This window comes from Amycolatopsis sp. NPDC114478, assembly GCF_055633805.1.
The window spans coordinates 286,040-308,818 of record NZ_JBVKDO010000010.1 but is presented as its reverse complement, the minus strand read 5'-3'; the positions used below and the strand labels follow the sequence as shown (position 1 = coordinate 308,818).

The 22,779-nt window shown below is 72.5% G+C and carries 24 protein-coding genes; 18 read left to right on the top strand and 6 right to left on the bottom strand.

The features are described 5' to 3' along the window. Positions 1 to 47 precede the first annotated feature (47 nt). Positions 48 to 1,202, top strand: coding sequence for an MFS transporter (locus ACZ7OH_RS27620; RefSeq protein ID WP_470283444.1), 1,155 nt, complete (start codon positions 48 to 50; stop codon positions 1,200 to 1,202). Between the two features lie 24 nt (positions 1,203 to 1,226). Here the strand turns inward: ACZ7OH_RS27620 and ACZ7OH_RS27615 are convergent, their stop codons facing one another. Then, positions 1,227 to 1,850 (bottom strand): nucleotidyl cyclase domain-containing protein, encoded by a 624-nt coding sequence (locus ACZ7OH_RS27615; protein ID WP_470283443.1) that lies wholly within the window; start codon positions 1,848 to 1,850, stop codon positions 1,227 to 1,229. 148 nt (positions 1,851 to 1,998) lie between these two features. On the opposite strand from ACZ7OH_RS27615, the gene ACZ7OH_RS27610 reads away from it, so the two are divergent. The 3 genes from ACZ7OH_RS27610 (at position 1,999) to ACZ7OH_RS27600 (ending at position 4,847) form a co-directional block, all read left to right on the top strand. Next, complete coding sequence (locus ACZ7OH_RS27610) at positions 1,999 to 3,051, top strand: helix-turn-helix domain-containing protein (RefSeq protein WP_470283442.1); 1,053 nt, start codon at positions 1,999 to 2,001, stop codon at positions 3,049 to 3,051. Between the two features lie 37 nt (positions 3,052 to 3,088). Next, positions 3,089 to 3,886 carry an Fpg/Nei family DNA glycosylase gene (locus ACZ7OH_RS27605; RefSeq protein ID WP_470283441.1) on the top strand — a complete coding sequence of 266 codons (798 nt, stop codon included), beginning with the start codon at positions 3,089 to 3,091 and terminating at the stop codon, positions 3,884 to 3,886. 166 nt (positions 3,887 to 4,052) lie between these two features. Then, positions 4,053 to 4,847: a PIG-L family deacetylase gene (locus ACZ7OH_RS27600; RefSeq protein ID WP_470283440.1), complete on the top strand. Its 795-nt coding sequence runs from the start codon at positions 4,053 to 4,055 to the stop codon at positions 4,845 to 4,847. A gap of 127 nt (positions 4,848 to 4,974) precedes the next feature. Here the strand turns inward: ACZ7OH_RS27600 and ACZ7OH_RS27595 are convergent, their stop codons facing one another. Next, positions 4,975 to 5,370 (bottom strand): RidA family protein, encoded by a 396-nt coding sequence (locus tag ACZ7OH_RS27595; RefSeq protein ID WP_470283439.1) that lies wholly within the window; start codon positions 5,368 to 5,370, stop codon positions 4,975 to 4,977. 48 nt (positions 5,371 to 5,418) lie between these two features. On the opposite strand from ACZ7OH_RS27595, the gene mtnA reads away from it, so the two are divergent. Continuing rightward, entirely contained in the window at positions 5,419 to 6,384 is a 966-nt protein-coding gene (gene mtnA / locus ACZ7OH_RS27590; protein WP_470283438.1) for an S-methyl-5-thioribose-1-phosphate isomerase, read from the top strand. Here mtnA and ACZ7OH_RS27585 read toward each other — a convergent pair. Both ACZ7OH_RS27585 and ACZ7OH_RS27580 read right to left on the bottom strand, forming a co-directional pair. Next, positions 6,381 to 6,596 carry a ferredoxin gene (locus ACZ7OH_RS27585; RefSeq protein ID WP_372671020.1) on the bottom strand — a complete coding sequence of 72 codons (216 nt, stop codon included), beginning with the start codon at positions 6,594 to 6,596 and terminating at the stop codon, positions 6,381 to 6,383. The genes mtnA and ACZ7OH_RS27585 overlap by 4 nt on opposite strands. A gap of 2 nt (positions 6,597 to 6,598) precedes the next feature. Next, positions 6,599 to 7,789 carry a cytochrome P450 gene (locus tag ACZ7OH_RS27580; protein WP_470283437.1) on the bottom strand — a complete coding sequence of 397 codons (1,191 nt, stop codon included), beginning with the start codon at positions 7,787 to 7,789 and terminating at the stop codon, positions 6,599 to 6,601. A gap of 115 nt (positions 7,790 to 7,904) precedes the next feature. Here ACZ7OH_RS27580 and ACZ7OH_RS27575 point away from each other — a divergent pair, with 115 nt between their 5' ends. Genes ACZ7OH_RS27575 through ACZ7OH_RS27555 form a run of 5 tightly spaced genes read left to right on the top strand, consistent with a single transcriptional unit; the run spans position 7,905 to position 11,350 of the window. Continuing rightward, positions 7,905 to 8,414, top strand: coding sequence for a PadR family transcriptional regulator (locus ACZ7OH_RS27575; protein ID WP_400908129.1), 510 nt, complete (start codon positions 7,905 to 7,907; stop codon positions 8,412 to 8,414). Next, positions 8,411 to 9,625, top strand: coding sequence for a cytochrome P450 (locus ACZ7OH_RS27570; RefSeq protein ID WP_470283436.1), 1,215 nt, complete (start codon positions 8,411 to 8,413; stop codon positions 9,623 to 9,625). Before ACZ7OH_RS27575 ends, ACZ7OH_RS27570 begins: the two co-directional genes overlap by 4 nt. A 5-nt stretch (positions 9,626 to 9,630) precedes the next feature. Beyond that, positions 9,631 to 9,825 carry a ferredoxin gene (locus tag ACZ7OH_RS27565; RefSeq protein WP_470283435.1) on the top strand — a complete coding sequence of 65 codons (195 nt, stop codon included), beginning with the start codon at positions 9,631 to 9,633 and terminating at the stop codon, positions 9,823 to 9,825. 37 nt (positions 9,826 to 9,862) lie between these two features. Continuing rightward, entirely contained in the window at positions 9,863 to 10,426 is a 564-nt protein-coding gene (locus ACZ7OH_RS27560; RefSeq protein WP_470283434.1) for a TetR/AcrR family transcriptional regulator, read from the top strand. Positions 10,427 to 10,456: 30 nt separating this feature from the next. Then, positions 10,457 to 11,350, top strand: a complete 894-nt coding sequence (locus tag ACZ7OH_RS27555) for a phosphotransferase family protein (RefSeq protein WP_470283433.1) — start codon at positions 10,457 to 10,459, stop codon at positions 11,348 to 11,350. Here ACZ7OH_RS27555 and ACZ7OH_RS27550 read toward each other — a convergent pair. After that, the gene (locus ACZ7OH_RS27550) at positions 11,327 to 14,062 is read right to left on the bottom strand and encodes an FAD-binding and (Fe-S)-binding domain-containing protein (RefSeq protein ID WP_470283432.1); all 2,736 of its coding nucleotides are present in this window, start codon (positions 14,060 to 14,062) and stop codon (positions 11,327 to 11,329) included. The two genes, ACZ7OH_RS27555 and ACZ7OH_RS27550, sit on opposite strands and share 24 nt — an antisense overlap. Positions 14,063 to 14,146: 84 nt before the next feature. Between ACZ7OH_RS27550 and ACZ7OH_RS27545 the strand changes: the two genes are divergently transcribed. From ACZ7OH_RS27545 to ACZ7OH_RS27510, 8 genes are all read left to right on the top strand, one after another. Continuing rightward, positions 14,147 to 15,286 (top strand): GAF domain-containing sensor histidine kinase, encoded by a 1,140-nt coding sequence (locus ACZ7OH_RS27545; protein ID WP_400908144.1) that lies wholly within the window; start codon positions 14,147 to 14,149, stop codon positions 15,284 to 15,286. Next, entirely contained in the window at positions 15,283 to 15,915 is a 633-nt protein-coding gene (locus ACZ7OH_RS27540; RefSeq protein ID WP_400908146.1) for a response regulator, read from the top strand. The genes ACZ7OH_RS27545 and ACZ7OH_RS27540 overlap by 4 nt, the downstream gene beginning before the upstream one ends. A 13-nt stretch (positions 15,916 to 15,928) precedes the next feature. After that, the gene (locus ACZ7OH_RS27535; protein WP_470283431.1) at positions 15,929 to 16,747 is read left to right on the top strand and encodes a PHP domain-containing protein; all 819 of its coding nucleotides are present in this window, start codon (positions 15,929 to 15,931) and stop codon (positions 16,745 to 16,747) included. Positions 16,748 to 16,865: 118 nt separating this feature from the next. Further along, positions 16,866 to 17,675 carry an ABC transporter ATP-binding protein gene (locus ACZ7OH_RS27530; protein WP_470283430.1) on the top strand — a complete coding sequence of 270 codons (810 nt, stop codon included), beginning with the start codon at positions 16,866 to 16,868 and terminating at the stop codon, positions 17,673 to 17,675. Then, positions 17,672 to 18,445: an ABC transporter ATP-binding protein gene (locus ACZ7OH_RS27525; protein ID WP_470283429.1), complete on the top strand. Its 774-nt coding sequence runs from the start codon at positions 17,672 to 17,674 to the stop codon at positions 18,443 to 18,445. The genes ACZ7OH_RS27530 and ACZ7OH_RS27525 overlap by 4 nt, the downstream gene beginning before the upstream one ends. Further along, a complete protein-coding gene (locus tag ACZ7OH_RS27520; RefSeq protein WP_470283428.1) occupies positions 18,442 to 19,320 on the top strand; it encodes a branched-chain amino acid ABC transporter permease in 879 nt (292 codons plus the stop codon). The genes ACZ7OH_RS27525 and ACZ7OH_RS27520 overlap by 4 nt, the downstream gene beginning before the upstream one ends. Then, on the top strand, positions 19,313 to 20,470 hold the full coding sequence (locus ACZ7OH_RS27515; protein ID WP_470283427.1) for a branched-chain amino acid ABC transporter permease: 1,158 nt from the start codon (positions 19,313 to 19,315) through the stop codon (positions 20,468 to 20,470). The genes ACZ7OH_RS27520 and ACZ7OH_RS27515 overlap by 8 nt, the downstream gene beginning before the upstream one ends. Then, complete coding sequence (locus tag ACZ7OH_RS27510) at positions 20,467 to 21,717, top strand: ABC transporter substrate-binding protein (protein ID WP_470283426.1); 1,251 nt, start codon at positions 20,467 to 20,469, stop codon at positions 21,715 to 21,717. Before ACZ7OH_RS27515 ends, ACZ7OH_RS27510 begins: the two co-directional genes overlap by 4 nt. Here the strand turns inward: ACZ7OH_RS27510 and ACZ7OH_RS27505 are convergent. Further along, positions 21,659 to 22,720: a Glu/Leu/Phe/Val dehydrogenase dimerization domain-containing protein gene (locus tag ACZ7OH_RS27505; RefSeq protein WP_470283425.1), complete on the bottom strand. Its 1,062-nt coding sequence runs from the start codon at positions 22,718 to 22,720 to the stop codon at positions 21,659 to 21,661. The two genes, ACZ7OH_RS27510 and ACZ7OH_RS27505, sit on opposite strands and share 59 nt — an antisense overlap. Positions 22,721 to 22,779: the final 59 nt, after the last annotated feature.

Sequence of the window (22,779 nt, the reverse complement as noted above, 5' to 3'; positions counted from 1 at the left end):
GGAACTGGACCTTACCGGTGACCCAGTTCGCTTCTACCGTTTTAGTCATGACCGCTGACCTGCAAATCCGGCCGAGGCTGGTATCCCGCGCCCTGCTCATCCGCTTCGTCTCGATCTTCGGGTCGTCGATCGGCTTCTACCTGCCGCTTTCGGTGGTGCCACTGTTCGCGAAGCAGGCGGGCTCGGACAGCGGCGCCGGGCTGGCGACGGTCGCGCTGCTGCTGGCCACCGTCGCCGCCGAGCTGGTGACGCCGCGGCTGGTCGCCCGGGTCGGGTACCGGTGGGCGCTGGCCGTCGGGCTGGTCCTGCTCGGCGCGCCGACGCTGCTGCTCACGCTCAGCTCGGACGTCTGGGTGATCGTCGGGGTCAGCGTGGTGCGCGGGATCGGGTTCGCGATCGCCGTCGTGGCCGGTGGCGCCGTCACCGCACTGCTGATCCCGGCGGACCGGCGCGGCGAGGGCCTCGCCCTGGTCGGGATCGTCGGCGGGATCCCCGGTCTGCTGGCGCTGCCCGCCGGTGTCTGGGCGGCGGCGCACTGGGGCTTCACGCCGGTGTTCGTGGCGACGACCGTGGCCACCCTGCTCGCCCTGGTGTCGGTGCCCGGCCTGCCGCGCTACGCCGCGACGCCCAAGGAAGACGGCGGCCACGGCGTCCTCGCCGGCCTGCGCAACCCGGTGCTGACCCGCCCCGCGACAGTCTTCGCCGTGGCCGCCGCCGCGGTCGGCGTCCTGGTCACGTTCCTCCCGCTCGCCGCCGCCGACCAGCCCGCGTGGGTCGCCGCGAGCGCGTTGCTCGCCCAGCCCGCGGCGGCCACCGCCGCCCGCTGGGTCGCCGGCCGGCTCGGCGACCGCCACGGCCCGGCCGTCCTGCTGGTGCCGGGCGTGGTCCTGTCGGCCGTGGGCATGGCGGCCATCGCGGCCACCGGCACGCCGTCGCTGGTGATCGGCGGGGCGGTCGTGCTGGGCGCCGGGTTCGGCGCGCTGCAGAACGCGACGCTGACGCTGATGTACGCCCGCGTCCCGGCGGGCGGCGAGAGCGCCGTGAGCGCGATCTGGAACGCGGCCTACGACCTGGGCATGGCCGCCGGCGCGCTGGGCGCGGGGCTGGTCATCGGCTCGGTGGGCTACCCGGTGACGTTCGTCCTCGCCGCCGTGGTCATCGTCCCGGCGCTGGCCCTGGTCCGCCGGGACCGCCGCCCCTGACCGGCGGCCGCCGCGGCGGTCTCGTCACGACGCGGCGGCCGTCCTCCAGCGGGTCACCCGCCTGACAGCTCCGGGCCCGGCTTTCGGGCTGCCCACGCAGAGGTACCCGCAGTACGTCCGGCCCTTCACGTGTTCGGTCACCAGCCGGAACCGGTCGGGACGCAGGCCGCGGAACCGCGTGGCGACGACGTCTTCGTACAACCGGTCCGAAACGACGACCACGACGTCTTCGCCGGCGTGCCGGGCCAGCGTTTCGCGCGCGGACTCCGCGTCGAGCAACCGGCAGGCGACGATCAGCGCGTCCCCGATCGGGCCGAACACCCCCGCGGTCAGGGCGCCGTGGTGCATCGAAATCCGCAAGCGCAGCCGGGGCCGGCTCCCCCGCCGCAGTTCTTCCACGACCTCGTGGACGAAATCCGCGAGCACGCGGGAAACGTCGGAATCGGCGGGCAGCACCGCCAGCTCACCGTCGCCCCGCGGTTGCCTGATCCATTCGGCGCGGGCGAGCCCGGCCCGTTCGGCGGCGCGGTCGAGCACTTCCTCGAGCCGGAAAAGCACCGCGGTCTGGTCGAGGATCCCCATGCGCGAGAACCCTTCGACGTCGACCGCGACGATGAGTCCGTAAACGAGCTGACCTTCGTGAAGCATTGTCCGTCCCCTCGGCAGAGCCGATGTCCCTGAGACGATTGAACAGTCGCGCGCGGTTTCCGCACCACGTCCGCGGACACACGAAGACGAACGCGAAGGCGTGAGACGATGTGGGACAAAACCGGCCGCGATGGGACACCATGTCACCATGCCGCTTTCCCGACCCGGACCATTCGGTGACCTTGACCCGTCCGGGGTCACGACGCTCACCCAGTTGGCCGCGCTGCTCCGGCAATGCCGGGTGCGCGCCGGGAATCCGTCTCTGCGCGACATCGAGCGGCTCGGCGAGAAACGGGGACACGTGCTGCCCCGCTCGACCGTGAACGGGGTCCTGACCGGCCGGCGCGGGCCGCGGCGGGACCTGCTTTTGGCGCTGCTGGACGCGTTCGGGGTGCCGGACGGGGACCGGGCGGCGTGGACGAACGCGTGGGAAAGAGCCGTCGCCGGGCAGCCCGCCGAGGTCATCGCCGATCCGGAAGACGAAGAAACGCCCGATCTCTGGCGGTTTCCGCCGGACGATCCGGTGATGATCACCTGCGGGCGGATCCCGCAGTCGGAGGTCGGCAGTTTCGCGCCGAGCGATCGGCGGGACCCCGACTACGTCGATTTGCTGACGTACGCCGATCCCGATGCCCTGGTCCACCTGTTCGGTCACATTCGCGCCCTGAACCCGGACAACGACGTGAAGTTCGCGACGACGGACGAACTGCAGCCCGCGGACTACGCCAGCCACCTCGTGGTGATCGGCGGATCGGACTTCAACATGCTGACCCGCGACATGTTCTCGGCGCTGCACCTGCCGGTGAAGATGTCGCCGCGCCTGCCGGAGACGGACTGGCTCGGCATGGAAGTCGTCAACGGGGACGGGACGCAGCGGTTCAGCCCCGTCCTCGGCGACGAATACGGGGCGCGCATCCTCCACGAGGACGTGATCCTGTTCTTCCGCGGCGTCAACCCGGCCGACCGGCGGCGCACCATCACGATGTGCGCCGGCATGTACGCCCGCGGCACCCTGGCGGCCGCCCGGTGCCTGACCCACCCGGTGCTCGGGCCGGCGAACCAGGCGTACCTGCGCCGCACGGTCGGCACGAACCTCCACTTCGGGTTCATCGCGAGGGCGATCGTCATGGACCGGATGGTGGCCGCGCCGGACCTGACCAACCCCGAGCACCGGCTGTACGAATGGACGCGGCCGGAGTGATCTGCGGCTGGGCGCCGGAGTCGGCAGACTGGTCGGCGTGCCGGAACTGCCCGAAGTGGAGCTCGCCCGCCAGGTCCTCGCCGACGCGCTCGGCCGGGAGATCCGGGACGTCGACGACCACGACGACTGGGTCTGCCGTCCGCACGCGCCCGGGGACATCGCCGCCGCGTTGCGGGGCGGCCGGCTCACCGAGGCGCACCGGCGGGGCAAGACGCTGTGGTGCGAAACGGAGAACGGCGCCGGCGAACCGGGCCCGACCCTCGGCCTGCACCTCGGCATGGCCGGGCAGCTGCGGTTCGCCGGCCGCAGCGGGCCGCCCGGGCCGCGGCGGTTCCGCGGCCGCGACGAGAAGCCGGAGTGGTTCCGGTTCGGGCTCACCTTCGCCGACGGCGAACAACTGCGTCTCTTCGACACCCGGCGGCTCAGCCGGGTGCGGCTCGACCCCGACCTCGACGCGCTGGGCCCGGACGCCGGCGAGGTGTCGCGCGCGGACTTCCGCTCGCGCGTGGGCCGGGGGCGCGCGCCGGTGAAGGCGCGGCTGCTGGACCAGTCGGTGCTGGCCGGGATCGGGAACCTGCTGGCCGACGAAACGCTGTGGCAGGCGGCCGTGAGCCCGGCCCGTCCGGTCGACGAGCTGTCCGGCGACGAGCTGACCGAGCTGCACAAGGCGCTGCGGAAGTCGTTGCGCGCGGCGATCAAGCACGGCGGCGTGCACACCGGCGAGATCATCGGGCACCGCCGGGCCGGCGACCACTGCCCGCGCTGCGGCGCTGAAATGGTGCACGGCACGGTCGGCGGCCGGTCGACCTGGTGGTGCGCGAAGGAACAGGCCTAGCGCGGCGACCGGTTGTCCCTTCGATCATGTGCCGGACCGCCCCGCGCGGGGCGGCGATGTCGTCCGCGAGCGGCGTCCAGCCGGTCGGCCACGTGCGACGACTCCGACGGCAGGTGCGCACCTTGGCGGGCGGTTTTTGTCGGTGGTGTTCGGTAGCTTGGCGGACATGGCAACACTGGTCACCTTCCACGCCCACCCGGACGACGAATGCCTGCGCACCGCCGGGGTGATGGCCAAGGCCGTCGCCGAGGGGCACCGCGTCGTGCTCGTCGTCGCCACCAAGGGCGAGGTCGGCGAGGTCCCCGAGGGCTTCCTCGCCGACGGCGAACAACTGTGGGAGCGGCGCGTGCGGGAGTCGCACGCGGCCGCGGAGATCCTCGGCGTGGCCCGCGTCGAGTTCCTGGGCTACCGCGACTCGGGGATGATGGGCGAGCCGACGAACGACGACCCGGGGTGCTTCTGGCGCGCGGACGTCGAAAAGGCGGCCGAGCAGCTGGCGGAGATCCTGCGCGCGGAGTCGGCCGACGTGCTGACGGTCTACGACGACAACGGCGACTACGGCCACCCGGACCACATCCAGGTCCACCGGGTCGGCATGCGCGCGGCCGAGCTGGCCGGAACTTCGAGGGTGTTCCAGGCGACGTTCAACCGCGAGTTCATGCAGCGCGGCTTCGAGGCGGCGGTGGAGCAGGGGTTGATGCCCGAGGAGGCGGCCCCGAAGCCCCCGGAGAACGTGGAGTTCGGGAAGCCGGAGGCCGAGATCACGGCGGCGGTGGATGTGTCGAAGTACGTGGGCGTGAAGCGGGCGGCCATGCGGGCTCATCCGAGCCAGATCAGTGAGGACATGTTCATGCTGGCCATGCCGGATGATGCTTTCGCTTTTGCTTTCGGGACCGAGTGGTTCATCCGGGTGGGGCAGGGGCCGGGGATCACGGAGACGGATTTGATGGCTGGGTTGTAGGGGGCCGGGGCCGGGGCCGGGGCCGGGGCCGGGGCCGGGGCCGGGGCCGGGGCCGGGGAGAGGATGGCTGGCCGGGTGCGTTGTCGAGTGGCCGGCTGTCTGTTTCGCTCTGCCTGGCCGGCGCTCGTCAGTCCAGTGCTGCCGTTACGTCCAGCTCCACCAGCTGGCCCTCGAACCCCAGCTGGGCCACCCCCAGCAGCGTGCTCGCCGCGGTGAACGCCTCGCTGATCTCCGAACTCGTCAGCCGGTCCCACACCTCCGACAACACCTCGCGGTCCTCCGTCACCACGTAAATCACCGTGCGCACCACGTCCCTCGGCGACGCTCCCGCGAACTTCAACGCCGCCGCCGTGTTGGCCACTACCTGGTCGACCTGGGCCGGCACACCCTCGGGCACCGATCCCTCAGCGGTCAGCGGGCACTGGCCCGCCAGGTACAGCGTGCGTCCCGCCGATACCGACACCACGTGGTGGTAGCCCGGTGGTGTGTGCAAGCCGGGCGGGTTCTGCCGTTCAATGGTCACCGTCGCATCTTCGCCGGGCGCGCAACCCGATAACCCCTGGGAGGGCACGTGCGCAGGACCATCGACTGGGACGATGGCGCCGTCGTCGTCATCGATCAGACCGCCCTGCCCGGGGAGTTCCGGCTGCTTCACCTGCGGACCGTCGGTGAGCTCGTCGACGCCATCAAACGGCTCGCCGTCCGCGGGGCGCCCGCCCTCGGGGCCGCCGGTGCTCTCGGGGTCGCCCTTGCCGCCCGGACCAGTCACGACGTCGAGGCCGATGCCCGGCTGATCGCCACCGCGCGGCCCACCGCCGTCAACCTCGCCTGGGGCGTCCGGCGCGCCATGACCAAACTCGCCCAAGGCCCGGACGCCGTCCTGGACGAGGCGAAAGCCCTCCTCAAAGAGGACGAAGAACTCAACAAAGCCGCCTCCCAGCACGCCGCCGAGGTCGTTGTGCAGGAGTGCTCGCGCCGGCCGCTGAGGCTGCTCACCCACTGCAACGCCGGGCGCCTCGCCACCGTCGGGTGGGGCAGCGCCCTCGGTGTCGTCTGGCACCTGCACGCACGCGGGCTCGTCGAAGAAGTCCTCGTCGACGAGACCCGCCCGCTCCTCCAAGGCGCCCGGCTGACCGCGTGGGAACTCGCCCAGGAGAACGTCCCCTACCGCGTGCAACCCGATGGCGCGGCCGCCGCCGCGATGGCGAACGGGATGGTCGACTGCGTGCTCGTCGGGGCCGATCGGATCGCCGCCAACGGCGATGTCGCCAACAAGATCGGGACCTACGGCCTCGCCATCGCCGCCTGGCACCACCGGGTGCCGTTCGTCGTCGTCGCGCCTTCGTCCACTGTGGACACGACCCTCGACACCGGTGCGGGCATCGCCATCGAAGAACGCGATGCCCGCGAACTCACCGAATACGCCGGCACGACGGTCACACCACCGAACACGCGGGTCTTCAACCCCGCGTTCGACGTCACCCCGTACGAGCTCGTCACGGCCGTGGTCACCGAGCACGGCCGCCTCGAACCCTAGGGACGCGGGCCGATCTCGCGGCCGCCGTCGGTCACCGTGATCGCCATCGCCGGACACGAGTCCGCCGCGTCCAGCACCGTCTCGTCGGCTTCCACCTCCGGCGCCGCCGTCTGCGCGACCGCGCCGTCCAGGACGAACACCTCGGGCATCAGCGCGGCGCACATCCCCGAGCCGATGCAGGTGTGTTCGTCGACTTCCACGTGCCAGGTCATGCTCACCATCCGATCGGCATCGACCGCGGTCCGCGGACGAGCATCTGCGTCTTCCACACGATATCGCCGGCCAGGTGCAGGCCCGGCAGCTCGGTGACCAACGCGCGCAGCGCCTCCTGCAGCTCGAGCCGGGCCAAGGGCGCGCCCAGGCAGTGGTGGACGCCGTGGCCGAAGCCGAGGTGGTGGGTGTCGCCGCGGTCGAACCGCAGCCGGTCGGCGTCGTCGAACTGCAGCCGGTCGCGGTTGGCCGCGCCGACTGCCACCAGCACCGGCTCCCCCGCCTTCACCAGCACGCCGCCGACCTCGACGTCTTCGGTGGCGTAGCGCGCGAACCCGGCGCCGGCGCCCAGCGGGACGAACCGCAGCAGCTCCTCGACGGCCGCCGGAATGAGGTCCGGGTCGTCGACCAGCCGCTGCCACTGCCCGGGCTGGTCGAGCAGCGCGTAGACGAAGTTGGGGATCTGGCTGGCGGTGGTCTCGTGGCCGGCGACGAGGATGCCGACGCACAGGTCGACCAGCTCCAGCTCGGTCAGCCGGTCGCGGGTGTCGCGCGCCTCGATCAGCGCCGTCATCAGGTCGTCCTGCGGCTGCGCCCGGTGCTCGGCGATCAGCCCGCGCATGTAGTCGCGCAGCTCTTCGCGGTTGCGCTCGAACTCCTCCGGCGTCAACCCGCTGGTCGACAGCGCGGCGTCGCTCCAGACGCGGAACTTCGGCCGGTCGGCAACCGGGACGCCGAGCAGCTCGCAGATCACCGCGACCGGGATCGGCAGCGCGTAGCGGTCGACGAGGTCGGCGGGCGGGCCGGCGGCCTTCATGTCCGCGATCAGCTCCGCCGCCAGGGAAGCGACGCGCGGGCGGAGCAGCTCGACGCGGCGCATGGTGAACGCCTTCGCCACCAGCGTCCGCAGCCGCGTGTGGTCCGGCGGGTCCATCTGCAGGATGCCGCCCTCGCGCTGCACGGGTGAGCGGCGCGGCGCGTCCTTCTCCTTCTCCATCGCCCGCGAGAACCGGCGGTCACCGAGCACGAGCCGGGCGTCGGCGTAGCGGGTGGCCAGCCACGCCGGCTCCCCGTACGTCATCTTGACCCGGACCATGCCCTCGGCTTCGCGGGCGGCCGCGTAGGCCTCGTTGAGGTCGAGCCCGGCCTCCTCGTTGAAGGGGTACGAGAGCGGCTCGGTGTGGGTGACGGTCATCCGGAAAACCCCCGTGCTCGGTTGTAAGCAGCTGCTTACAAAGCTACACAGTTTCTCCCCACCTGTCACGATCCGCCATTGCTCAGTCACGGACCACTAGGTTACGGTGACCTAGGTGTGGATCGAGATCCTCTTGCTGTCGAGGCTGGACCGCGAGCCGATGCACGGCTACGAGCTGCGCAAGGCCGTCGAAGCCTCGACCGGGCACACCTTGTCGAACAACTCGCTCTACCCGACCCTGCGGCGCTTCGTCGACGCGGGCGCGGTGAGCCGCAGCGCGGAGGAACAGGAGGCCAAACCGCCGCGGCACGTCTACACGATCACCGACGTCGGTCGTGAGCTGCTGCACGACATGCTCGCGGACTTCCCGGCCGAGCTGGCGCTCAGCCAGGAGGAGTTCCTCGCGCGCGTCGGGAGCTTCAGCCGGCTCCGGGAAGAAGAACGCGCCCGGGTCCTCGACGTGCGAAAACACGCGCTGACCACCGAGCACGCCCGGCTCACCGCGCTCGCGGCCGGGCAGGCCGACCCGTGGGGCCGGGCGGCGCTGCGGCACGTCCTCGGCAAGCTCGACGCCGAACTCCGCTGGCTCGCCGACCTCGAAACCGAACTGAGGAGAGACGCATGACCACCACCGAAGAGACGCCTCGCCTCCCCTTCACCCGGGCGAACGCGCTCGCCATCGCCCCGGACTACGAAGCCCTCCGCAGCCGCGCGCCGATCAGCCGGGTGCTGACCCCGGCCGGCGACCCCGCGTGGCTCGTGACGTCGTACGAAGAGGCCAAGGAAGTCTTCCGCGACAAGCGCTTCGGCCGTTCGCACCCCGCGCCGGAGCAGGCGTCGCGGATCTCGAACGCCGCGATCCAGGACGGCCCGAGCGGGGACTTCGAAACCGAAGAGGCCGAGCACAAGCGGATGCGCCGGATGCTCGCGCCCGCGTTCTCCGCGCCGCGCATGCGGGCGCTCGGCGACCGGATCGCCGAGCTGACCGACCGCTGCCTCGACGACCTGCAGGCCGCCCGCGACGCGAACCCCCACGAGCCGGTCGACCTCACCGACTTCCTCGCCTTCCCGTTGCCGATATTGGTGATCTGCGAACTGCTCGGCGTCCCGTACGCCGACCGCGAGCACTTCCGCGGCCTGTCCGAGCGGATCGCGAGGATGGACGGCGGCGAGGACGCGCAGGCGGCGATGGCCGAGTTCAAGGCCTACATGCTGAAGCTCGCCGAGGCGAAGCGCGCGGACCCGCAGCCCGACGTCATCTCCGACATGGTCGCCGTCCAGGCCGACGACCCGAGCTTCACCGACGACGACCTCTCCCGGATGGCGACCGGCCTGCTGTTCGCCGGCCACGAGACGACGTCCACCCGGATCGCGATGGGCACGCTCTTCCTGCTCAGCGACACCGCCCGCCGCGACCGCTTCGCCGCCGATCCCGACGGCGAGGTGAACCAGACCGTCGAGGAGATCCTGCGGCTGACCGCGACGAGCGGCACCGGCCTGCTGCGCTACGCCCACGAGGACGTCGAGATCGCCGGCACGCGGATCCGGCGCGGCGACGCGGTGCTCGTCTCCAGCGACGCGGCCAACCGCGACGCCTCGGTGTTCTCCGACCCCGACGAGTTCGACCCGGGCCGCACGCCGAACGTCCACCTGGCCTTCGGCACCGGCGCGCACGTCTGCATCGGCGCCAACCTCGCCCGCACCGAGCTGCGGACGGTGTTCCCCAAGCTGTTCCGCCGGTTCCCCGGCCTGCGGCTGGCGGCCCGGATCGAGGACATCCCGGTGCGCGTCAACCGTGTCGCCGGCGGGGTCGACGCCGTTCCGGTGACGTGGTGAGCCCCGTGAAGATCACCGCCGACACCGAAGCCTGCGTCGCGTCTGGACAGTGCGTCCTGCTCGCGCCGGGGACGTTCGACCAGGACGAGGAGGCCGGCACGGTCGTCCTCCTCACCGACGAACCGGCGTCCGGTGAGGACGACGCGGTCCGCCAGGCCGAGCTGACCTGCCCGGCCGCGGCGATCCGGCTGAGCGGGTAGCAGCGCGCGTGTCCCGTTTGCCGGTTAGCCTGCTCCAGTGACGGAACAGGCCGGCCGGCGACGGGACGCGGCGGCGACGCAGCAGGCGTTGCTGGACGCCGCCGCGAAGCTGTTCGCCGAGCGCGGCTTCGACCGGACCACCGTGCGCGACATCGCGGGTGAGGCCGGGGTCAACCAGGCGCTGCTGTTCCGCTACTTCGGCAGCAAGGAAGCGCTGTTCGAAGCGGTGATCGCCCGTGACGGCCGCGAGCAGCTGGCCAGCACGCCGCCCGAGCGGCTGTTCAGCGCCTCCCTGCACAGCATGCTGGCCCCCGAGGGGCCGCGGAACCGGACGCTCGAGACCTACCTGCGCTCATCGGGCAGCGACGGCGTCGCGGCCGCCATCCGCCAAGAGATCGGCGAGGAGTACGCGCGGGTGCTGGCCACGCTGACCGACGCCCCGGACGCCGAGCTGCGCGCGGACCTCGCGCTCGCCTGGCTGATGGGGATCGCGCTGGTCCGCGAGGTCAGCGGGAAGGAACCCCTGGCCAGCGCGGACCCCGACGACATCTGCCGGCTGGTGGTCACCGCGACCAGGACGCTGCTGGAGCGCACGGAATAACCGCTCGACACCCGGCCTACGGTCGGGATCATGGCCACCTTCCCGTCCGCGGCGACCGAGGCGGAGCTCTCCCGCGCGGCGCTGCTCCCCGCGGTCACCGCCCTGCTGGGGCGGGACGACGTCGTCCCGTTCACCGAGGGCTCGCTGCCGGTGTACGCCGTCGGCGACGACCTGGTGCTCAAGCTCTACCCGCCGCTGTACCTCGCCGAGAGCACGACCGAGCGCACCGTCCTCGAAGCACTGCACGGCACCCTGCCGACACCGGCGGTGAAGGACGCGGGCGAGCGCGACGGCTGGGGCTGGCTGCTCATGGAACGCCTCCCCGGGCGGACGCTCGCCGAGGCCTGGCCGGAACTGTCCACGGAGGACAGAGGGCGGCTCGTGCGCGAGCTGGGCGAGCTCCTGGCCACCCTGCACGCGGTCGACGACCCGCGGCTGGCCGTCCTGGACCCCGCGGACTGGGCGGAGTTCGTGGCGGCGCAACGCGCGAAGGTCGTCGAGCACCACCGGACGATCAACCTGGACGACACGTGGACCGCGCAGATCCCGGCGTTCCTCGACGCGGTCGACCTGGGGACGCCACCGGTCGTCCCGCTGCACACGGAGTTCATGCGCGAGCACGTCATGGTCGCCGACGGCCGCGTCACCGGCGTGTTCGACTTCGAGCCCGCGATGCGCGGCGCGGCGGAGTACGACTTCGTCGCAGTGGGCCTGTTCGTCTCACGCGGGGACGGCGACCTGCTGCGCCGCTTCCTGGACGGTTACGGGCAGCCGATCGACCCGCGCCGGTGCCTGGCGTACGCGTTGCTGCACGTCTACAGCAACTTCCCCTGGTACTTCGACATCCTGCCGGCGCCGCCGGAGCCCACGCTGGACGCCCTGGCGACCGCCTGGTGGGGCTCAGGGCAACGCGCGGCGCAGTAGCTCCGCGAGGTGCACCGGACGGCGGCCGGACTCCTGCTCGATCTGGGTCCGGCAGCTGAAGCCGTCCGACACCACCACCGTCTCCGCCGAGGCAGCGCGGATCGCCGGGAGCATCCGGTCCTCCGCCACCGCCTTCGACACCTCGTAGTGGCCGCGCTCGAAGCCGAAGTTGCCCGCCAGGCCGCAACACCCCGAGTCGAGCGTCGTGTTGCGCACCCCCGCCGCCGCGAGAGCCGACTCGTCGGCGCCGAAGCCGAGGACCGCGTGCTGGTGGCAGTGCACCTGCGTGATCGCGTCGACGTCGAGCGCCGCGAACGGGATCGGCGCCCGCTCCAGCAGCTCCGCGAACGTGAACGTCCGGGAAGCCAGCAGCTCCGCGCGCGCGTCGCCGGGCATGAGCGCCGGCAGGTCGCCGCGGAACAGCGCCGTGCAGCTCGGCTCCAGCCCGGCCACCTCGTAGCCGTCTTCGAGGCACGGCGCCAGCACGGAAAGCGTCCGGTCCAGGACGCGGCGCGCGACGCCGAGCTGGCCGGTCGACACCCACGTCAGTCCACAACAGACTCCGCGGTCGGGCAGCACGACGTCGTAGCCCGCCGCGGTGAGCACCTCGTGGGCGGCCTCCAGCACCGACGGCGTGAGGTAGTTGTTGAACGAATCCGGCCACAGCACGACGCGACGCTCGCCCGACGCCCGGCGCCGGAGATCCGCCCGCGACGACGTGAACGGCGAAGGGGCGAACGAAGGCAGCGAACGCTCGGGCGCGATCCCGCCGAGCCGTTTCACCAGACCCGCCAAGCGGGACCGCCCCACGAGATTGGCCAGCCGCGGCATCCGCGCGCTGGCCCGGAGCCACAGCGGTAGCCAGCCCATCGAGTAGTGCGACGCCGGCCGCAGCCGCCGCCGGTAGTGGTGGTGCAGGAACTCCGCCTTGTAGGTCGCCATGTCGACGTCGACCGGGCAGTCCGACAGACATCCCTTGCAGGACAAGCACAAGTCCAGGGCGTCGTGCACTTCGGACGAGCGCCAGCCGTCGGTGATGACCTCGCCGTTGATCATCTCGGCGAGCAGGTGTGCCCGCCCCCGCGTCGAGTGCTGCTCTTCCCGGGTGGCCCGGTAGCTCGGGCACATCACGCCGCCGCCGCTGGTGTTGCGGCACTTCCCGACGCCGACGCAGCGCCGCATCGCCTGCCCGAAACTCCCCTGGTCCTCCGGGTAGCCGAGGAAGACACTGTCCTCGAAGGACGGTGAGGTGGCTCGTACGCGCAGGTCCGCGTCGATCGCGCGCGGCGCGACCAGGATGCCGGGGTTCATCCGGCCGGCCGGGTCGAAGATCGCCTTGAACCGGGCGAACACGTCCAGCATCTCCGGGCTGTACATGCGGGACAGCAGCTCGGACCGCGCCTGGCCGTCGCCGTGCTCGCCGGACAGCGATCCGCCGTGCGCGGCGACGAGGTCCGCGGCCTCCTCCAGGAAGCGCCGGAAGTCCGCGATGCCGCCCGAAGACAGCAGATCGAAGTCCAGCCGCATGTGCAGGCAGCCTTCGCCGTAGTGGCCGTAGACGACGCTGCGCCGCCCGTGCGCCCGCATGAGGTCCTTGAACTCGCGCAGGTACGCGCCGAGCCGCTCGGGCGGGACAGCCGCGTCCTCCCAGCCCGGCCAGGCTTCCGAGCCGTCCGCGAGCCGGGTCGCGAGCCCCGCGCCCTCCTCGCGGATGCGCCACAGCCCGCGTTGCGCGGCCGGGTCGTCGACGATCGCGAACCCGGTCAGGTCGAGGGACGCGGCCAAGTCCCGGGCCCGCGAAGCCGGGTCGTCCCCCGCCAGCTCGACGAACAGCCACGCGCCACCCGGCGGCAGGTCGCCCGCGCGGCCGGGCAGCATCGCGACCAGCTCGGCGTCCACGCCTTCGACGGTCAGCGGCGACCACGGCAGGATCGACGGCACGGCGTCGGCCGCGGCGATGTCGGAGGGGAAGCCCAGCACGGCCAGCACGCGACGAGCAGGCAGCCGGGCCAGCTCGACCGTCGCCTCGAGGATCGTGACGCAGGTGCCTTCCGAGCCGACGAGCGCCTTCGCGACGTCGAACCCGTTCTCCGGCAGCAGGTGTTCGAGCCCGTAGCCGGACACCCGCCGCGGCCACGTCGAAAGTTCCTTGCGCAGCAACGCCAGGTTGTCGCGCACGAGCGCGCGCAGCTCGTCGAAGATCGGGCCCTCGGTGGGCTCGTCCCGGCCCACCCGCAGCCGCGTGCCGTCGTAGAGCAGCACGTCCAGCGAGCGGACGACGTCGACCGTGCGCCCCCACGCCACCGAGTGCGAGCCGCACGCGTTGTTGCCGATCATCCCGCCGAGGGTGCAGCGGCTGTGCGTCGACGGGTCCGGCCCGAACCGCAGCCCGTGCGGCGCCGCGACCGCCTGCAGGTCGTCGAGCACCGTGCCGGGCAGCACCCGCGCGAGCCGGGCCTCCGGGTCCAGGGAAAGCACGCCGCCGACGTGGCGCGAGGTGTCGATCACCAGGCCCGGCCCGCACGCGTTGCCGGCGACGCTCGTGCCGCCGCCGCGGGCGATCACCGGCAGGTCACGATCGCGGGCGGCCGCGACCGCGGCGACGACGTCGTCGACGGACTCCGGCAGCACCACCCCGCGGGGCACGTGGCGGTAGTTGGACGCATCTGTCGTGTACAGCGCGAGCGTGGCGGCGTCGGTGAGGATCTCCACGCCCCCATTCAAGTCGACCGGGCGCTCCCGTACCTCTCCAGCCGGGTATGTCCGAAACCACAGTCCGTGTGCGATCGTGGGCGCGTGACGGCACAGGAGCACGTCGCCGAGTACAGCGCCGTGCTGGGCGAGCTGCTGCGCGAGCGGGAAAAGCTGCTCGGCACGCTCGACCGCGTCGCCGCGCTGCACGGGACCGCGCGCCTGGTCCGGGACGCCGTCGGCGCGAAGGCCGGGTTCGTCGGCGAGCTCACCGAGCCGGGGCTGGCCGTGATCCGCTGGATGTCGGGCAACCGGACCGACGCGCTGCAGGACCTCGAGGTGCCGACCGGTCAGGGCGTCGGCGGGCGGGTGCTGGCGCTGGGCCGGCCGGTGAAGGTCACCGACTACGTCAGCGCGCCGACGATCACCCACCACTTCGACGTCCAGGTCCGCGGGGAGGGCCTGGCCGCGCTGCTCGCTGTCCCGATCGTCGCGCGCGGCGAGACCGTCGCCATCGCCTACGCGGCCATGCGAGAGCCCGCCGACTTCGGTGACGACGCCGTCCGGCGGATGGAGGAGGTCGCCTGCCAGGCCGGCGCGGCCCTGCACCTGGCGAAAGTGGCCGAGACCGACCGCACGGCCGCGGTGGCCGGCGAACGCCTGCGCATGCAGAGCGCGCTGCACGACTCCGTCGGGGCGCTGCTGTTCTCCATCGGCGTCCAGGTGCGCGACCTGCACGCGGACCTGCGCGAGCTCCCCGGGCTGGAGGCGCGGCTGCGGCGGCTGGAAGGCGACGTCTCGGCGGCCGCCGGCGCGCTGCGGGAGTCGCTGCTGGCGCTGTCGGAGTCCAGCCCGGAACGCGCGCTGCCGGTCGAGCTGGCCGAGCACTGCCGCTCGTTCCAGGCCCGCTGCGGCGTCCCGGCGCGGTTCGTGCAGCTCGCGGCGGTGCCACCGCTGGACGCCGAACGGACCGCGCTGCTGGTCGCCGCGGTCCGCGAAGGGCTGCTCAACGTCGAGAAGCACGCCGGGGCGTCGTCGGTGATCGTCAGCCTGCTGCCCAGCGACGACGGGGTCCAGGTGGTCGTCGCCGACGACGGCAGCGGCGGCGAGCCCGTCCCCGGCACCGGGATGGGCCTGCGGACGCTGAGCGGCCGCGCGCTGCGGCTCGGCGGGCGGATCAGCCTGGTCCGGGACGACGACGACGGCTGCACGCTGCGCGCGTGGGTGCCGCTGGTGCGCCGGTGACCCCCACGACGCCCGCGACCGTGTTCGTCGTCGACGACCACCCGGTGGTCCGCGACGGCGTGACGCTGCTGCTGCGCTCGGACCCGTGCCTGAGCGTGGTCGGCTCCGCGGAGTCCGGGCGGCTGGCGATCGAGCGGGTCGCGGCGCTGGCGCCGGACCTGATCCTGCTCGACCTGCGCCTGCCGGACATGCTCGCCCCGGAGGTCGTCACCGAGCTGCGGCGGGTGCACCCGGACGGCAAGATCGTCGTGTTCACCGCGCACGGCGACCACCAGGGCGTGCTGGCCGCGCTGGAGTCGGGGGCGCACGGCTGCCTGCTCAAGGACGCCGCCGGCGCGCAGCTGGTGACCGAGCTGCGGCGGGTGCTGCGCGGCGAGCGCGTCGTCGACCCGCGGATCCTGCCCGACGCCGGGCAGCGGTCGGACGCGCTGGCCCGCAGCGGCCTGACCCGCCGCGAGTACGAGGTGCTGCGGCTGGCTGCGCAGGGCCAGACGAACCCCGAGATCGCGGAGTCGACGGGGCTCGCGCGCAACACGGTCAAGACGTACCTGCAGTCGGCGCTGCACAAGCTCGGCGCGCGCAACCGCGTCGAGGCGATCGGGAAGGCCAGCGAGGCCGGGCTGCTGTGAGATCCTCGGCCGGGTGACGATCGACCTGCACGCGCACAGCACCGCCTCCGACGGGACGACGCCGCCCGCGCAGCTGCCCCGGCTGGCCGCCGAAGCCGGGCTGACCGTGCTGGCCCTCACCGACCACGACACGTTCGCCGGCCTGGCCGCGGCTTCCGCCGCTGCTCCGGACATCGAGCTGGTCCCCGGCGTCGAGATCTCGTGCCGGCTCGACGACGCGGAGGTGCACCTGCTCGGCCTCTTCGTCGATCCGGGGCACGCGGAGCTGGGCGGTGAGCTGGAGCTGATCCGCACCGACCGGGAGCGGCGCGCGGTGCGGATGGTCGAGCGCTGCCGGGAGCTGGGCGCGCCGATCAGCCTGGCGCGGGTGCGGGAGATCGCCGCCGGTGCGCCGCTGGGGCGTCCGCACATCGCCGCGGCGCTGGCCGCGGTGGGCATCACCGATGCCTTCACCGCCGACTGGATCGCCGACGGCGGCCGGGCGGACGTCCCGAAGCACGTGCTGTCCACTGTGGACGCGATCTCGCTCGTGCGCGCGGCCGGGGGTGTCGCGGTGCTGGCGCATCCGCGGTCGGTGAAGCGACGCGCATCGGTCTCCGACGCGCAACTGGCCGCGTTGGCCGAAGCCGGGCTCGCCGGCGTCGAAGTCGACCATCCGGAGCAATCGCCGGAGGTGCGGGCGCGGCTGCGTGAGGTGGCCGCGGACCTGGGGCTGCTCACCACGGGGTCGAGTGACTTCCACGGCGACCGCAAGCCGGTCCGCCTCGGCGAGTGCACCACCTCGCCCGAGGTGTTCGCCGCGCTCCGGCAGTCCGCCGTGTCCGTTTCGTAGCCCGCGGGGTCTCCACGTGGGGGTGTCCGAGAGCCGCGCGTGATCGCAGGATGGCCGCCACCGACCGTGACTCACGTCACACGAGTGGAGGAGGCCTCTTGCGTCCTGGAGTGAGTCCGTGCTGACCGTGCGTGGTCTTCGGGTGCGCTACGGCCGGTCGACACCCGCCCTGCACGGCGTCGACCTCGACGTCTCCGCCGACGGCGTCCTCGCCGTGCTCGGCAGCAACGGCGCCGGGAAGTCCACCCTGCTGCGGGCCGTGTCGGGCACGCTCCGGATGCACCGGGGCGCCGTCGACGCCGGCGAGATCCGCTACGACGGCCACGCGCTCGGCAAGCTCGACCCGGCCCGGATCGTCCGGCTCGGCGTGGTCGGCGTGCCCGAGGGGCGTCAGGTCTTCGCGCGGATGACCGTCGAGGAGAACCTGCGGGCCGGCGGCATCGGCGCCCGGACCGCCGCCGAACGGACCGAAGCGCGCGAGCGGGTCGACGCCTTGTTCCCGGTGCTCACCGAACGCGCCAAGCAGCGCGCCAGCCTGCTGTCCGGCGGCGAACAGCAGATGCTCGCGATCGGCCGGGCGCTGATGTCCGCGCCGAAGCTGCTGCTGCTCGACGAGCCGTCGCTCGGACTCGCACCGAAGATCGTCGAGCAGATCGGGAAGACCATCCGCGAGATCCACGAGCAGGGCACCGCCGTGGTGCTGGTCGAGCAGAACGCCGTGATGGCGCTCGCGGTCGCCGACCACGCCGTGGTGCTGGAAGTCGGCCGGGTCGCCCTCGCCGGGACGGCCGCCGAGCTGGCCGCCAGCCAGGACGTCCGGCGGCTCTACCTCGGCGGGCACGCCGAGTCGCAGGAGACCGCCGACGCCGAAGCCGAGCAGGCGCGCAAGCAGCTGGCCGGCCGGACGCTGTCGAGGTGGGCCGGATGACGCCGCCGGAACTGCGTGTCGAGGACGTCTCGCTGCGGTTCGGCGGGATCCGCGCCCTCGACGAGGTGAGCTTCACCGTCGCGCCCGGGTCGCTGCACGCGCTGATCGGGCCCAACGGCGCCGGGAAGTCCAGCTGCTTCAACGTGATCAGCGGCCTCTACCGGGCCAACGCCGGCCGCGTGCGGCTCGGGGACACCGACCTCACCGGGCTCGCGCCGCACAAGCTCGCCCGCCTCGGTGTCGGGCGGTCGTTCCAGAACGCCGCGCTGTCGGCCGGCTCGACCGTGCTGGACAACGTCATGCTCGGCCGGCACGCGCTCACCCGCGGCGGGTTCCTCGAGGTCGGGCTGCGGCTCCCGTGGACGGTCCGCGCCGAACGCCGGCACGCCGAGCGGGCGCGCGAGATCTGCGCGTTCCTCGGGCTCGGCGCGGTCGTCGACGCCCTCGTGGGCGCGCTGCCCTACGGCGTCGTCAAGCGCGTCGACCTCGCCCGCGCGCTCGCCGTCGAACCGGTGCTGCTCCTGCTCGACGAGCCCGCGGCCGGGATGAACGCGGCGGAGACCGCGGAGCTGGCCGGCACGATCAGCGGGATCCGCGCCGAGCTGGGCATCTCGATCCTGCTCGTGGAACACGACATGGGCCTGGTGATGGGCATCGCCGACCGGGTCACGGTGCTCGACTTCGGCCGCCGCATCGCCGACGGCACCCCGGCGGAGGTCCAGTCCGACCCGGACGTCATCAAGGCCTACCTGGGCACGGAGGCAGCGTGAACACCTTCCTGCAGCTCACGGTCAACGGCCTCGGCAAGGGCGCGGTGTTCGCGCTGCTCGCGCTGGGGTTCGTGATCATCTTCAAGGCCACCGAGGTGGTCAACTTCGCGCACGGCTCGCTCGTGCTCTTCGGCGGCTACGTCGTCGTGGTGACGCGGGACGCGCTGGGCTGGGTGGGCGCGTCGCTGGCCGGCATCGTCTCGGCCGGGCTGCTCGGCCTGGCCGTCGAGCGGCTGCTGCTGTCGCGCTCCCGGCACGCCGACGCGAACAGCCTGGCGCTGCTCACCATCGGCGTCGACGTGATCGTCACCGAGGAGATCGTGCGCCGCCTCGGCGTCACGCTGCCGTTCCTCGGCGGCGCCTGGGACGCGAAGCCGTTCCAGGTCGGCGGGATCACGCTGTTCCGCACCCACCTGGTCGCGCTGGTCGTCGCCGCGGTGCTCATCACGGCGTTCTGGCTGGCGTTCAAGTACTCGAACTGGGGCGTGGCCATGCGGGCGCAGGCGGAGAACCGCGAGGCCGCCGCGCTGATGGGCATCCGCAGTTCGCGGGTCACCGCGACCGCGTGGCTCGTCGCCGGGCTGCTGGCCGGGGTGGCGGTGCTGTTCATCGCCACGCAGGACTTCTCCGGCGCCGGGCTTTCGCGCGGGACGCACTCGATCGCGCTGGCCGCGTTCCCCGCGGCGATCCTCGGCGGCCTCGACTCGACGGCGGGCGCCGTCGTCGGCGGCCTGGTCGTGGGGATCGTGGAAGCGCTGTCCGCGCAGTACGTCTCGTTCGACTTCTCGAAGAGCGCGGTGTTCCTGGTGATGCTGGTGGTCCTGGTGGTGCGGCCCTCCGGGCTGTTCGGCACGAGGGAGCGAACCCGTGTCTGACAGCGCTGTGTCCGAAGTGGACTCCCCGCCGGCTGTCGAAGCGACGCCGCCGCCGCGCCGCGACTGGCGGAAGCTGGTGCGCACCGTGGCCTGGCTCGCGCTGCTGGTCGTGCTGCTCGCCCTGCCGCTCTACCTCGACGCCGCCTGGCTGAAGGCCGGGCAGTACATGATGATCGGCGCGGTCGGCGCGATCGGGCTGACGCTGGTGGTCGGGCAGGCCGGGCAGCTTTCCCTGGCCCACGCGTTCTTCCTGCTCGCGGGGGCCACCGCCTACACCGTGCTGTCCGGGCCGACGGGTGACGACCGCGTCGTCGGCTTCGGCCTCGACCCGGGCCTGTCGCTGCTCGGCGCGGTGGTCGTCACGGCCCTGCTCGGCCTGGCCTTCGCGCCGGTCGCCGGGCGGCTGCGCGGGATCTACCTCGGCGTCGCCTCGCTGGCCCTGGTGTTCCTCGGCCTCTACTTCGGGCAGTCCGCCGAGGAGCTCACCGGCGGGACGTCGACCGGGCGCGCGCCGACGCCGTTCTCGCTGTTCGGCTTCCCGTTCACCAACGACGGGCCCGAAATCACCGTGCTCGGCGTGCCGATCCGGCAGGCCGAACGCACGTGGTACCTGTTCCTGCTGCTGACCGTGCTGGCGTTCGTGATCGCGCGCGGCGCCGTCCGCGGCCGGGTCGGACGCTCGTGGCGGGCGGTGCGCGACAACGAAGCCGCGGCCGCGGTGATGGGCGTCAGCGTGCTGCGCGCGAAGGCGGGCGCGTTCGCCGTCTCGTCGGCCTACGGCGGCCTCGCCGGCGCGATGACCGTGCTGTGGTTCGACATCCTCAAGCCGGACGAGAGCGAATACGGCACGTACGGCATCAACGTGTCCATCGCCTACCTCGCGATGGTCATCATCGGCGGGCTCGGCTCGGTCTCCGGCGCGCTGGTCGGCGCGCTGATCGTCAACGGGCTGCCGCAGGTGCTCGCCCTGTACTCGGCCGACCTGGGCTGGTTCGCCGGCACCGGCGACGGCGCGCTGACCCCGGTCCTGGTCAGCTCGTTCGTCTACGGCGCCGCGATCATCCTCGTCGTCCTGTTCGAGCCGGGCGGGCTCGCCGCGATCGGCCGCCGCCTCACCCGTTCTCGCCGTCAACCCCCGGAGGAACCATGAAACGCACACACCTGGCGGCGGCGCTGGCGGCCGCCCTCGTCCTCTCCGCGTGCAGCACGAAAGCGGGCGACTCGGGCTCGTCGGGCTCGGACAGCTCCGGCGTCAAGACCGGCAAGGGGGTCACGGCGAGCGAGGTGACGCTCGGCGTGATGACCGACAAGTCCGGCGTCTTCAAGAACCTCGGCCTCGGTGTCACCCAGGGCAACGAGCTGTGGGCCAAGGACTTCAACGCCGCCGGCGGCGTCTGCGGCCGGCAGGTCAAGCTCGAAGAGGTCGACCACGGCTACAAGGCCGACACGGCGAAGACGCTGTACCCGCAGATCGAGCCGAAGGTGCTCGGGTTCGTGCAGCTGCTCGGCTCGCCGGTGGTGGCCGCGCTGAAGCAGAACCTGGCCTCCGACAAGGCCGTCGCCGCGCCCGCGTCGTGGTCCTCGGAGCTGCTCGACAACCCGTACGTGATGATCGTCGGCACCACCTACGACGTGGAGATGATCGACGGCCTCTCGTACCTGCAGGAGCAGGGGCTGCTCAAGGACGGCGACACGATCGGGCACGTGTACATCGACGGCGAGTACGGCAAGAACGGCCTGCGCGGCTCGCAGTTCTACGCGAAGAAGCACAACCTGACGGTCAAGGAAGTCAAGATCACCTCGACCGACAGCGACCTCACGAACGCCGTCACCGGGCTCAAGGGCGCCGGGGTCAAGCTGATCGCGCTGACCACCACCCCCGCCCAGACCGGGTCGGCGGTCGCGGCGAACAAGGCGCTCGGGCTGAACGTGCCGGTGCTGGGCAACAACCCGACGTTCGACCCGGCGCTGCTGAAGAGCCCCGCCGCGGGCGCGCTGGACAAGCTCACTGTCGTCGCGAGCAGCGTGCCGTTCTCGGCCGACCTGCCCAAGGCCAAGGACGTCGCGGCGAAGTACAAGGCCGCGTACAAGGAGACGCCGAACGGCGGCGTCCCCTACGGCTACGCGGTCGGCGAAGTGTGGGGCGCGGTGCTGAAGAAGGCGTGTGACAACAAGGACCTCACGCGCGACGGCATCTCCGCGGCCTTGAAGCAGACGACGTCGGCGAACACGGACAACCTGGTCGCGGCGCTCGACTTCTCCAAGCCGGGGACGCCGGCGACGCGCCAGGTGTACGCGGCCACCCCGGACGCTTCGGCCGAGGGCGGCGTCAGGTACGTCAAGCCGCTGTTCGAGGCACCGGAGGCCAAGGAGTACGTGGCGCCGCACCAGAAGTGAGCCGGCGTCCGGCCAGCGCGGCCGCCTCCTGCAGCGGGGTGGTCGCGTTGGCCTTCGCGGCGCTCAGGAGGTCCCTGACGGTCTGCTCGATCGTCTCGACGCGGGCGAGCGCGGCGGCGTGGCCGAGGCCCTCCGCTTCGCGTGAGAGCGTGTAGAGGATCCCTCCCGCACTCGCCACGTAGTCCGGGACCCACAGGATGCCGCGCGCCGCGAGCTCACCGGCGACGCTGTCGTCGGTGAGCTGGTTGTTGGCCGGGCCGACGACGAGCGGCGTGTCGAGGCGGGCCACCGTCTCGGGGCTCAGCACGCCGCCGACCGCCGCCGGGATCACGACGTCGGCCGTCAGGGTGAGCGCTTTCTCCGGTTCCACCCAGGTCAAGCCCTGGTTCTCGGCCTCGGCCCGCTTGGCCGGGTCGATGTCGGAGACGACGACGTCGGCGCCGCCGGCGTGCAGGCTCGCCGCGAGGTGCGCGCCGACCGAGCCGTAGCCGCTGATCACCACCCGGCGCCCGGTCAGGTCCGCCGCGCCGGTCGCCGCCCGGAGCGCGGCGAGCACACCGACCGCCGTCGGCCCGCTGGAGGACCCGGTTCCGCCCGCGGACTCGGGCGTGCAGAACGCGAACGCCGAGACCTCGCGCAGCACCAGCATGTCGGCCGGGCCGGTGCCCACGTCCGGGCCGGCCAGGTAGGTGCCGCCGAAGTCGGCGACGAGGTCGGCGTGGTCGAGCAGGACGTCCCGGCGCTCCTCGGGCGAGAGGACGCGTCCCGGTTCCGGCGCGATGACGCTCTTGCCGCCGCCGAATGCGAGCCCGGCGACGGCGCACTTCGCCGTCATGGCTTCGGAGAGGCGGAGGACGTCGCCGACGGCTTCTTCGAGCGTGCCGTACGGCTTGAAGCGGCAGCCGCCGACGGCGGGGCCGAGGGCGGTCGAATGGATCGCGACCATGGTGGTGACGCCGGATCGACGGCCCCGGCGGGCCACGAGCTGCTCATGTGCGGTCATGCCGACCGAAGTTAGAGTGAACACCGGCGGCGCCGTGGCACTGCCGAACGAAATTCGGC